The following is a 12,658-nucleotide window of genomic DNA, read 5'->3' on the forward strand; positions in this document are numbered from 1 at the left end:
ACGTGAGTTTTAGTCCGCAAAACCCGAGCCAGCATTTCACCCCCAAGGGCACGTTTGAGCTCAACGCCCCCGGCCTGCAACACGATCCCGTCTGGTACCGCAAAGCAGTGTTCTACGAAGTCCTGGTTCGCGGCTTTGCGGACGGAAACGGCGACGGATCCGGCGACTTCCACGGGCTCATCGACAAACTGGACTACCTGCAGTGGCTGGGCGTCGACTGCCTCTGGCTGCCGCCGTTCTTCCAGTCGCCGCTCCGTGACGGCGGCTACGACATCTCGGACTACAACTCCGTCCTGGACGAGTTCGGCACCATCAGCGACTTCAAGCGGCTCGTGGCCGAGGCCCATGCCCGCGGCGTCCGCGTGATCATCGACCTGCCGCTGAACCACACCTCGGACCAGCACCCGTGGTTCCAGGAGTCCCGCAAGGACCCGGACGGACCGTTCGGCGACTTCTACGTCTGGAGCGATACCGACGAGAAGTACCAGGATGCCCGCATCATCTTCGTGGACACCGAGGAATCCAACTGGACCTTCGACCCCATCCGGCGGCAGTTCTTCTGGCACCGGTTCTTCAGCCACCAGCCCGACCTGAACTTTGAGAACCCGAAGGTTATCGACGCCCTTTTCGACGTCGTCCGGTTCTGGCTGGACCAGGGGATCGACGGTTTTCGCGCGGACGCCATCCCGTACCTGTACGAGGAAGAGGGCACCAACTGCGAGAACCTCCCCGCCACGCACGATTTCCTGCGCAAGCTGCGGAAAATGGTGGATGAGAACTACCCGGGCAGGGTCATCATTGCCGAGGCCAACCAGCCTCCGGTCGAGGTGGTGGAGTACTTCGGCACCGAGGAAGAACCCGAGTGCCACATGGCCTTCCACTTCCCCATCATGCCGCGCCTCTACTACGCGCTGAGGGACCAGAAAGCGGCGCCCATCATCGAGACGATGAAGGACACCCCGGACATTCCCGAAGGCGCCCAGTGGGGTACCTTCCTGCGGAACCACGACGAACTCACCCTGGAAATGGTCACCGCCGACGAACGCGCGGCCATGCTCGGCTGGTACGCACCGGACCCCCGCATGCGCGCCAACATCGGCATCCGCCGAAGGCTGGCGCCGCTGCTGGATAATTCCAGGTCCGAGATTGAGCTCATCAATGCCCTGCTGCTTTCTCTGCCGGGGAGCCCGTTCCTGTACTACGGGGATGAAATCGGCATGGGCGACAACATCTGGCTTGAGGACCGCGACGCCGTCCGCACTCCCATGCAGTGGAACCCTGACCGGAACGCGGGCTTCTCGCACGCGGATCCGGGCAAGCTCTACCTGCCGGTCATCCAGTCGCTGGTGTACAACTACGGCATGGCCAATGTGGAGGCCGAGGCCGCGCACTCCGGATCGCTGCTCCGTTGGACCCGGCAGATCCTCAGCGTCCGTAAGAACCACCCCGTCTTCGGGCTTGGCACGTTCAAGCACGTCGAGGCAGATCACGACGTCGTGCTTGCTTACCTGCGGGAACTGGCCCCGGACAATGCGGCGGGTGAAGACGCCGAATCGATCCTGTGCGCGTTCAACCTCTCGCAGCATCCCGTGGCCACCACGCTGCGGATTCCGCAGTACGCCGGCCGCGGCCTCCGGGACGTCTTCGGCGGCCAGCCGTTCCCCGCCATCGGCGACGACGGGCGTCTGACGCTGACGCTCGGCAGCCATGATTTCTTCTGGCTGCGGATCCGTTCCGCTGCTTCCAACCCGGCCTCGCCGTTCACCCAGGCCATGCCGGTCCTGTCCATCGAAGGCTGAAATGACCCAATCCACACTCGATCCCTCGCTCGCCGAACTGCTCCGCGGCTGGCTACCGCGCCAGCGCTGGTTCCCCGTCAAGACGGGTGACTTCACGTTGTCACCCGTCGGCGGGGTGCGCCTGGACGACGGCAGCGGCGAGGTGGGCCTTGAAGTGTTCCTCGCGGCGGTCACCTACTCCACGGCCGACGGCGGCAGCCGCACCGATGTTGTGCAGGTCCCGCTCAGCTATCGCGTTGAGCCCCTGAAAGGCAAGGAGGCGGCGCTGGTCGGCGAGGGCGGTGACGCCAGCCATGAACGGCGCTGGATTTACGATGCCGTCCACGACCCCGTGTTTGTCTCGGCGTGGCTGGAACTGATGCGAAGCGGCGGCACCTCGCCGGAAGGAAAGGCCGTTGGCCACCTCGTGCCCTCCGACTACCGGCTGCCCACCGCCACCGGGACCGTGAAGGTCCTCTCCGGTGAGCAGTCAAACAGTTCGGTGATAGTGGACGACGGCGGCTCCGCGGCAATCGTCAAATTCTTCCGTGTGCTGTCCGAAGGACGGAACCCGGAAGTGGAAATCGGTGCTGCCCTCACGCAGGCCAGGACATCGGAAGTGCCTGCCACGCTCGGCTGGGTCACGGGGGAGTGGCAAGCTCCGCTGGACGCCGCCGGGGACACGCCGCGGACCGTCAAAGGCGAACTTGCCGTCGCCCATGAGTTCCTGGCCGGCGGCCGGGACGCCTGGCGGCTTGCCGTTGATGCTGCAAGTTCCGGCACTGACTTCACGTCCGAAGCCCATGCCCTGGGCGTAGCAACCGCAACAGTGCACCGACGCCTGGCCGAGGCGCTGGGCCTGGCCGCGGAATCCGCGCCGGGAAAGGACATAGCTCCCGGAGTAGCCCAGCGCGTACGCCAGTCGTGGGCGGAAGCCGGTCCCGCCGTCGGGCATTACGACGATGCACTTGCCGGCCTGCTCACCCAGCTGGAAGGCAGCAACGCCGGGGCGCTGCAGCGGATCCACGGCGACCTCCACCTGGGGCAGATCCTGCAGGTGCCGGGGCATCCGGGGGAGCCGGAACGCTGGGCCATCCTGGACTTCGAAGGCGAGCCGCTGAGGCCCATCGCGGAACGCAACTTTCCGGACGTGCCGCTGCGCGACGTCGTCGGCATGTTGCGGTCCTTCGACTACGCCGCCGGTGCCGCCGAACGCGAGCGGGAAGGCGTGCAGGTACCCGGTTCGTGGGTGGACGCCTGCGCCGAGGCGTTCCTGGCGGGGTACGGCGAAATTACGCCCGGGACCATTGACCGCGGCTCGCCCCTGTTTGTGGCATTGTGGCTGGACAAGGCGTTGTATGAAGTTGTTTATGAGTTGCGGAACAGGCCCGGATGGCTGGACATTCCGGTGAATGCCTCACGACGTCTCCTCAGCAGTACAGGTTCCGGCGCTTCAGCCGTAGCCGCAGCGGAAGGTAACAAAATGACAGGCTCAGCACGTACAGACCGGCCCGGTGCGCCCCTCCAGGTGGACCCGGACACGCTTGCAAAGGTGGCGTCAGGCGAATACCACGCCCCGCACTCCGTGCTGGGCGCGCACCTTGACGACCACGGTCATGTCACCGTCCGCACCGTGAAGCACCTTGCAGCCGCCGTGTCCGTGGTGACCGCCGCCGGTTCGGTACCCATGACGCACGAGGCCGACGGTGTCTGGGCTGCCGTGCTCGAACCCCTCCAGCCGGGCCACGTCCCCGACTACCGGCTGGAAGTAACCTACGAGGGCGTGCCTCCGCAGGCTACGGACGATCCTTACCATTACCTGCCCACGGTCGGCGAAGTGGACCTGCACCTTATCGGTGAGGGCCGCCACGAGAAACTGTGGGAAGTCCTGGGCGCGCACGTCCAGCACTACAAGTCTTCGCTAGGCGACGTGGACGGTGTCTCGTTCGCGGTGTGGGCGCCGAATGCACAGGCTGTCAGGGTCAAAGGTGACTTCAACGCCTGGGACGGCCGGGAAAACTCGATGCGCTCCCTGGGCTCATCCGGCGTCTGGGAACTCTTCATCCCGGGCGTTTTAGCAGGGGCGTGCTACAAGTTTGAAATCAAGACCAAAGCCGGCCATTGGGTGGAAAAGGCCGACCCCCTGGCGTTCGGAACCGAGGTCCCGCCGCTTACGGCGTCGCGCGTCGTTGAGTCCGCATACGCCTTCAAAGACGAGGAATGGATGGCGGCCCGCGCTGAGCGGGACCCGCACAATTCGCCCATGAGCGTGTACGAGGTCCACCTCGGATCCTGGCGACTTGGGCTGGGGTACCGGGAGCTGGCCAAGGAACTGGTGGAGTACGTCAAGTGGCTCGGATTCACCCATGTGGAGTTCATGCCGGTGGCGGAGCACCCCTTCGGCGGCTCGTGGGGCTACCAGGTGACATCGTACTTCGCGCCCACGTCCAGGTTCGGCCACCCCGACGAATTCAGGTTCCTCGTGGATGCCCTGCACCAGGAAGGAATCGGCGTCCTTCTCGACTGGGTGCCGGCCCACTTCCCCAAGGACGCCTGGGCCCTGGCCCAGTTCGACGGCGAGCCGCTATACGAGCACGCCGACCCCAACCTTGGCGAGCACCCGGACTGGGGCACGCTGATTTTCGACTTCGGCCGGACGGAAGTCCGCAACTTCCTGGTGTCCAACGCGCTTTACTGGCTGGACGAGTTCCACATCGACGGCCTCCGGGTGGATGCCGTGGCATCGATGCTGTACCTCGACTACTCGCGCGAGGAAGGCCAGTGGCAGCCCAACAGGTACGGCGGCCGCGAGAACCTTGAGGCCATCTCCTTCTTGCAGGAAGCGAACGCAACGGTCTACAAGACCCACCCGGGCGCTGTGATGATTGCGGAGGAGTCCACGGCATTCCCCGGCGTGACCGCCCCGACCAGCGTCGGCGGCCTGGGCTTCGGGCTCAAATGGAACATGGGCTGGATGCACGACTCGCTCAAGTACGCATCCGAAGATCCGATCAACCGCAAGTGGCACCACGGAACGGTGACCTTCTCGCTGGTTTACGCTTTCACGGAAAACTTCCTGCTGCCCATCAGCCACGACGAAGTTGTGCACGGCAAAGGCTCCATGCTCCGGAAAATGCCCGGCGACCGCTGGCAGCAGCTGGCCAACCTCCGTGCGTTCCTGGCGTACCAGTGGGCCCATCCCGGTAAGCAGCTGATCTTCATGGGCACTGAATTCGGCCAGGAAGCGGAATGGTCCGAACAGCACGGCCTCGACTGGTATCTGGCGGACATCCCCGCGCACCGCGGCATCCAGCTGCTCACCAAGGACCTGAACGAGCTGTACTCATCGACTCCGGCACTTTACGAACGGGACAACGAACCGGGTGGTTTCCAGTGGATCAACGGTGGAGACGCTGACCGCAACGTCCTGTCGTTTATCCGGTGGGACACCGATGGCAATCCGCTGGTGTGCGCGATCAACTTTTCCGGCAGCCCGCACCAGGGCTACACCCTGGGCGTGCCTGCGGCCGGAGCTTGGCAGGAGGTCCTCAACACGGACCACTCCAGCTACGGCGGTTCGGGTGTGCTGAACCAAGGCGCACTCACTGCCACCACCGAGGGACAGGACGGACAGCCGGCGACGCTGACCGTTACGCTGCCTCCGCTCGGTGCCGCGTTCTTCAAGACGGCCGGCTGACCGGCCAGCTCTGACCGCACCATCCGCCGCTAAGCAGGGCGGGGTGGGAAACACTTCAAAAGCCCGGGATCCTTGGGATCCCGGGCTTTTGTGGGCCCCGTCCGGGGCGGCTTTGTATCCTCGCCCAAGTGGTGGTAGAGTTTATTTCCGCGCTGCTCCCCGGAGTTGGCCAGTGAAGACAACACAGATTGCCGCAGGCAAAGTGAGTCGGAATGGCCGATTTGACTCGGGTGAAGCAAGCGAGTAACTTAGAAAAGTTGCTCCGGAGCGATCCTTGACCGTGTGGTTGTGGTGGTGCCGGGTGTGTCTGTTGTTTGAGAACTCAATAGTGTGCCAAGTTTGTTGATACCAATTTATTTTATGGATTGGTTGAATTGACTGGATTATGCCACCCCGTGGTGTGGTCTGGTTTTTACAGCTGGTTTCAAATTTTGTGCAGCCGCTTTCTTCCGTTTTCCCGGGGGTGGTGGTTGTGTCTGTTTTTGTTTTACTTCAACGGAGAGTTTGATCCTGGCTCAGGATGAACGCTGGCGGCGTGCTTAACACATGCAAGTCGAACGATGATCCCAGCTTGCTGGGGGATTAGTGGCGAACGGGTGAGTAACACGTGAGTAACCTGCCCTTAACTCTGGGATAAGCCTGGGAAACTGGGTCTAATACCGGATATGACTCCTCATCGCATGGTGGGGGGTGGAAAGCTTTTTGTGGTTTTGGATGGACTCGCGGCCTATCAGCTTGTTGGTGAGGTAATGGCTCACCAAGGCGACGACGGGTAGCCGGCCTGAGAGGGTGACCGGCCACACTGGGACTGAGACACGGCCCAGACTCCTACGGGAGGCAGCAGTGGGGAATATTGCACAATGGGCGAAAGCCTGATGCAGCGACGCCGCGTGAGGGATGACGGCCTTCGGGTTGTAAACCTCTTTCAGTAGGGAAGAAGCGAAAGTGACGGTACCTGCAGAAGAAGCGCCGGCTAACTACGTGCCAGCAGCCGCGGTAATACGTAGGGCGCAAGCGTTATCCGGAATTATTGGGCGTAAAGAGCTCGTAGGCGGTTTGTCGCGTCTGCCGTGAAAGTCCGGGGCTCAACTCCGGATCTGCGGTGGGTACGGGCAGACTAGAGTGATGTAGGGGAGACTGGAATTCCTGGTGTAGCGGTGAAATGCGCAGATATCAGGAGGAACACCGATGGCGAAGGCAGGTCTCTGGGCATTAACTGACGCTGAGGAGCGAAAGCATGGGGAGCGAACAGGATTAGATACCCTGGTAGTCCATGCCGTAAACGTTGGGCACTAGGTGTGGGGGACATTCCACGTTTTCCGCGCCGTAGCTAACGCATTAAGTGCCCCGCCTGGGGAGTACGGCCGCAAGGCTAAAACTCAAAGGAATTGACGGGGGCCCGCACAAGCGGCGGAGCATGCGGATTAATTCGATGCAACGCGAAGAACCTTACCAAGGCTTGACATGGGCCGGACCGGGCTGGAAACAGTCCTTCCCCTTTGGGGCCGGTTCACAGGTGGTGCATGGTTGTCGTCAGCTCGTGTCGTGAGATGTTGGGTTAAGTCCCGCAACGAGCGCAACCCTCGTTCCATGTTGCCAGCGCGTAATGGCGGGGACTCATGGGAGACTGCCGGGGTCAACTCGGAGGAAGGTGGGGACGACGTCAAATCATCATGCCCCTTATGTCTTGGGCTTCACGCATGCTACAATGGCCGGTACAAAGGGTTGCGATACTGTGAGGTGGAGCTAATCCCAAAAAGCCGGTCTCAGTTCGGATTGGGGTCTGCAACTCGACCCCATGAAGTCGGAGTCGCTAGTAATCGCAGATCAGCAACGCTGCGGTGAATACGTTCCCGGGCCTTGTACACACCGCCCGTCAAGTCACGAAAGTTGGTAACACCCGAAGCCGGTGGCCTAACCCCTTGTGGGAGGGAGCTGTCGAAGGTGGGACTGGCGATTGGGACTAAGTCGTAACAAGGTAGCCGTACCGGAAGGTGCGGCTGGATCACCTCCTTTCTAAGGAGCACCTACAACAACCCTGCCCCGTGTATGCGGGTGTGGTGGTGTTGTCAGGAGTACGCCCGTTGCGCAGACGTAAGTTCTGCGGCGGGTGCTCACGGGTGGAATATCAGCAAATAGCGGCCGGTGGTTCTTTTTCCTGACTTAGTACGGATGTTCTTCACGTGTGGAGGGTGTCCTGGAAGGGTTCGGGGGGAGGGGTTCCGGTTTAGTGTTTGGCACACTGTTGGGTCCTGAGGCAACAGGGCCATGGCGTGGCCGGGTTTCCTTTGCGGGGGATGCGGTTGTGGTGTGGGTTTGTTTGTTTCTGGTTTCCTGGCTGCACCGATCATGCATGTTTGTGTGTGTGGGGTGTGTGGTACGGGGTTGTTGTTTGAGAACTACATAGTGGACGCGAGCATCTTTTATAAGAAGCAATTTCCAAGAATATGAACCTGGATCTGTTGTTCTGTCTTTCGGGATGGAGCGGTGGTTTCTGTGGTTCTCTCGAAAATTAGCGTTTTTGATCTTTTGTGGTCAAGTTTTTAAGAGCACACGGTGGATGCCTTGGCATTAGGAGCCGAAGAAGGACGTAGGAATCTGCGATAAGCCTGGGGGAGTCGATAACCGGACTGTGATCCCAGGGTGTCCGAATGGGGAAACCCCGCCAGGGACGCGAGTTGCCTGGTGACCCGCATCTGAACACATAGGGTGCGTGGAGGGAACGCGGGGAAGTGAAACATCTCAGTACCCGCAGGAAGAGAAAACAATAGTGATTCCGTTAGTAGTGGCGAGCGAACGCGGATCAGGCTAAACCGTTCCATGTGTGATAGCCGGCGGGCGTTGCATGGTCGGGGTTGTGGGACTTTCCGTATCAGTTCTGCCGGACTGGTGAGGTGTGATGTGCAGGCATAGGTGAACGGTCTTGAAAGGCCGGCCAGAGAGGGTGTGAGCCCCGTAACCGTAATGTTGTGTACCGCCTGGAGAGTATCCCAAGTAGCACGGGGCCCGAGAAATCCCGTGTGAATCTGTCAGGACCACCTGATAAGCCTAAATACTCCCTAATGACCGATAGCGGACCAGTACCGTGAGGGAAAGGTGAAAAGTACCCCGGGAGGGGAGTGAAACAGTACCTGAAACCGTGTGCTTACAATCCGTCGGAGCCAGTCTGATTCTGGTGACGGCGTGCCTTTTGAAGAATGAGCCTGCGAGTTAGTGTTACGTCGCGAGGTTAACCCGTGTGGGGAAGCCGTAGCGAAAGCGAGTCTGAATAGGGCGTTGCAGTGGCGTGATCTAGACCCGAAGCGAAGTGATCTACCCATGGCCAGGTTGAAGCGACGGTAAGACGTCGTGGAGGACCGAACCCACTTCAGTTGAAAATGGAGGGGATGAGCTGTGGGTAGGGGTGAAAGGCCAATCAAACTTCGTGATAGCTGGTTCTCCCCGAAATGCATTTAGGTGCAGCGTTGCGTGTTTCTTACCGGAGGTAGAGCTACTGGATGGCTAATGGGCCCTACAAGGTTACTGACGTCAGCCAAACTCCGAATGCCGGTAAGTGAGAGCGCAGCAGTGAGACTGTGGGGGATAAGCTTCATAGTCGAGAGGGAAACAGCCCAGACCACCAACTAAGGCCCCTAAGCGTGTGCTAAGTGGGAAAGGATGTGGAGTTGCGAAGACAACCAGGAGGTTGGCTTAGAAGCAGCCATCCTTAAAAGAGTGCGTAATAGCTCACTGGTCAAGTGATTCCGCGCCGACAATGTAGCGGGGCTCAAGTACACCGCCGAAGTTGTGGCATTCACATTTTATCCAAGCCGCTCCCTTGTGGGGTTGGTTCAGGAGTGTGGATGGGTAGGGGAGCGTCGTGTGGGCAGTGAAGTCGCGGTGTAAACCAGGGGTGGAGCCTACACGAGTGAGAATGCAGGCATGAGTAGCGAAAGACGGGTGAGAAACCCGTCCGCCGAATGATCAAGGGTTCCAGGGTCAAGCTAATCTGCCCTGGGTAAGTCGGGACCTAAGGCGAGGCCGACAGGCGTAGTCGATGGACAACGGGTTGATATTCCCGTACCGGCGAAAAACCGCCCATGCTGAACAGGGGATACTAACCGCCCGAGACCTGCCCGATCACCCTTGTGGTGTGAGGGTTTTGGTGGAGCGCGGGACCTGATCCTGGGAGGTAAGCGTATTAACAGGTGTGACGCAGGAAGGTAGCCGAGCCGGGCGATGGTTGTCCCGGTCCAAGGATGTAGGGCGAACGGTAGGCAAATCCGCCGTTCATGATGCCTGAGACCTGACGGGACCCCTTTAGGGGGGGATTCGGTGATCCTATGCTGCCTAGAAAAGCATCGACGCGAGGTTTTAGCCGCCCGTACCCCAAACCGACACAGGTGATCAGGTAGAGAATACTAAGGCGATCGAGAGAATTATGGTTAAGGAACTCGGCAAAATGCCCCCGTAACTTCGGGAGAAGGGGGGCCCCAACCTTGATGGACACTTGCTGTCCGGAGGGGATCGGGGCCGCAGAGACCAGGGGGAAGCGACTGTTTACTAAAAACACAGGTCCGTGCGAAGTCGCAAGACGATGTATACGGACTGACTCCTGCCCGGTGCTGGAAGGTTAAGAGGACCGGTTAGCCGCAAGGCGAAGCTGAGAATTTAAGCCCCAGTAAACGGCGGTGGTAACTATAACCATCCTAAGGTAGCGAAATTCCTTGTCGGGTAAGTTCCGACCTGCACGAATGGAGTAACGACTTCCCCGCTGTCTCAACCATAAACTCGGCGAAATTGCAGTACGAGTAAAGATGCTCGTTACGCGCAGCAGGACGGAAAGACCCCGAGACCTTTACTATAGTTTGGTATTGGTGTTCGGAGTGGCTTGTGTAGGATAGGTGGGAGACGTTGAAGCCCGGACGCCAGTTCGGGTGGAGTCATCGTTGAAATACCACTCTGGTCACTTTGGACATCTAACTTCGGCCCGTAATCCGGGTCAGGGACAGTGCCTGATGGGTAGTTTAACTGGGGCGGTTGCCTCCTAAAAAGTAACGGAGGCGCCCAAAGGTTCCCTCAGCCTGGTTGGCAATCAGGTGTCGAGTGTAAGTGCACAAGGGAGCTTGACTGTGAGAGAGACATCTCGAGCAGGGACGAAAGTCGGGACTAGTGATCCGGCGGTACATTGTGGAATGGCCGTCGCTCAACGGATAAAAGGTACCTCGGGGATAACAGGCTGATCTTGCCCAAGAGTCCATATCGACGGCATGGTTTGGCACCTCGATGTCGGCTCGTCGCATCCTGGGGCTGGAGTAGGTCCCAAGGGTTGGGCTGTTCGCCCATTAAAGCGGTACGCGAGCTGGGTTTAGAACGTCGTGAGACAGTTCGGTCCCTATCCGCTGCGCGCGCAGGAAATTTGAGAAGGGCTGTCCTTAGTACGAGAGGACCGGGACGGACGAACCTCTGGTGTGTCAGTTGTACTGCCAAGTGCACCGCTGATTAGCTACGTTCGGATGGGATAACCGCTGAAAGCATCTAAGCGGGAAGCTCGCTTCGAGATGAGATTTCCATACACCTTGTGTGTGAGAGGCCCCCAGCCAGACCACTGGGTTGATAGGCCGGATGTGGAAGCGAGGACTAACGACTCGTGAAGCTGACCGGTACTAATAGGCCGATAACTTACACCACACACCCTTTTCGTGAACGGATTCAAAAGACGTTCACACCATGGAAAGGGTACAAAGAAAAACAAGACTGCTTGCGTCCACTATGTGGTTCCCAAACAACAAACCCGTTGCTTGAGGAACAAACACAACAACATAACAACACCACACCTGCCCTGAGCGGCAGGAGCATGTTGTAACCACTAATTTTCCCAACCCCCGCAAGGGGGTCCGGGTAAAAGGGTTACGGCGGTCATAGCGTGGGGGAAACGCCCGGTCCCATTCCGAACCCGGAAGCTAAGACCCACAGCGCCGATGGTACTGCACCCGGGAGGGTGTGGGAGAGTAGGTCACCGCCGGAACATCATTCAGGTCGAGAGCCCCAACCAGGCAACTGGTCGGGGCTCTCCCACGTTAACCACCAAAACCCCGGGAACCGGCAGAGCGTCCGCCAACAACCCGCCACAACCGGCAGAGCGTCCGCGGCGGGTAAAGTTGGTCAGCATGGATAACCTCTTCAGCCACGCGTTCCCTGCGGACGAAGCACCCGATCCCGTTGATGGCCTCGACGCCGTGGTGCACACTGTGGTGGTGCCCGGTCCGGTCTCCAAGGCCTTCATTGGGTTCACGGAACACACCCACCTCTGGTGGCCGCTCGAGGACCACAGCGTCTTCGGTACGGGTTCGTACGTGGAGTTCGAAGAGAACCTGGTTTTGGAAACCGCGGACGATGGCCGGACCGCTGTGTGGGGAACGATCGACGACTGGCACCCGCCACTGTCTTTCCACGCCAGCTGGCACCCGGGGACCACTGCGTTGTGGTCTACCGAGCTCCGCGTGGCTTTTAGGGCAGTGGAAGGCGGTACAGAGCTGCGCCTCGTCCATGACGGCTGGGAGGGCGCCGAAAACCCTGCCGTGACCCGTGCTGAATACGATGCCGGCTGGCCGGGCGTGCTGGCCCGCTTTGTCCGGTTTATGGGCGGTGTAGTTGGCTAGGGTCCGGCGCATGGCTGAGGGGGAGTGGGCGTCCTTGCGGGCTGTGAGGCTGGAAATGCTCTCCGATACCCCAACGGCCTACGTTGAATCCCTGACGTCCGCCCAGGCGCAGACCGAGGGCCAATGGCGGAGCCGTGCCGCTGCGATGACCGCTCCCGGAAGTGTGACGTTCGTTGCCGAGGACAGTTCAAGGCCCAACGCATTCTGTGCCCTGATGCGTGTGGTCGTGAAGCATCCCCAGGAGCCCGACCGGCCGCGCCAGGCCATGCTCATTAGCGTTTATGTGGCCGGGCCGTACCGGGGAAGCGGCCTGGCGGACGAGCTGCTCGGCCGGTCGGTCGAGGCCGCTGCAGGTGAACTGGAGTGCGGCCTGCTTCAGCTTGGCGTCCACGAAGACAATACCCGCGCCTTGGCTTTCTACGCGCGCCACGGCTTCCGTGACACCGGGCGGCGGGAAGCCTACGCGCTCGATGCAGGCAAGAAGGAGATCATCATGGAGCGGGAGCTGCACTCGCGCGCGCCGGCCGCCTAGCCAGACCCGC

4 protein-coding genes and 3 rRNA genes are annotated in these 12,658 nt (G+C 60.4%); all 7 read left to right on the forward strand.

What is annotated here, in order from left to right:
• The first annotated feature begins 2 nt into the window (after nt 1-2).
• On the forward strand, nt 3-1,799 hold the full coding sequence (gene treS / locus JOE41_RS14755) for a maltose alpha-D-glucosyltransferase (protein WP_011690604.1): 1,797 nt from the start codon (nt 3-5) through the stop codon (nt 1,797-1,799).
• Between the two features lies 1 nt (nt 1,800).
• Nucleotides 1,801-5,475, forward strand: a complete 3,675-nt coding sequence (locus tag JOE41_RS14760) for a 1,4-alpha-glucan branching enzyme (RefSeq protein WP_209752780.1) — start codon at nt 1,801-1,803, stop codon at nt 5,473-5,475.
• A gap of 492 nt (nt 5,476-5,967) precedes the next feature.
• A 16S ribosomal RNA gene (locus tag JOE41_RS14765) occupies nt 5,968-7,491 on the forward strand.
• A gap of 517 nt (nt 7,492-8,008) precedes the next feature.
• Nucleotides 8,009-11,145, forward strand: a 23S ribosomal RNA gene (locus tag JOE41_RS14770).
• A 220-nt stretch (nt 11,146-11,365) separates the two neighbouring features.
• Nucleotides 11,366-11,482, forward strand: a 5S ribosomal RNA gene (gene rrf / locus JOE41_RS14775).
• The 16S, 23S and 5S rRNA genes sit together here, the layout of an rRNA operon.
• 142 nt (nt 11,483-11,624) lie before the next feature.
• Nucleotides 11,625-12,116, forward strand: a complete 492-nt coding sequence (locus JOE41_RS14780; protein ID WP_209752781.1) for an SRPBCC domain-containing protein — start codon at nt 11,625-11,627, stop codon at nt 12,114-12,116.
• A 10-nt stretch (nt 12,117-12,126) separates the two neighbouring features.
• Entirely contained in the window at nt 12,127-12,648 is a 522-nt protein-coding gene (locus JOE41_RS14785) for a GNAT family N-acetyltransferase (RefSeq protein ID WP_011690607.1), read from the forward strand.
• Nucleotides 12,649-12,658 lie beyond the last annotated feature (10 nt).

It is taken from the genome of Arthrobacter sp. PvP103, assembly GCF_017833075.1.
Taxonomy (GTDB): domain Bacteria; phylum Actinomycetota; class Actinomycetes; order Actinomycetales; family Micrococcaceae; genus Arthrobacter.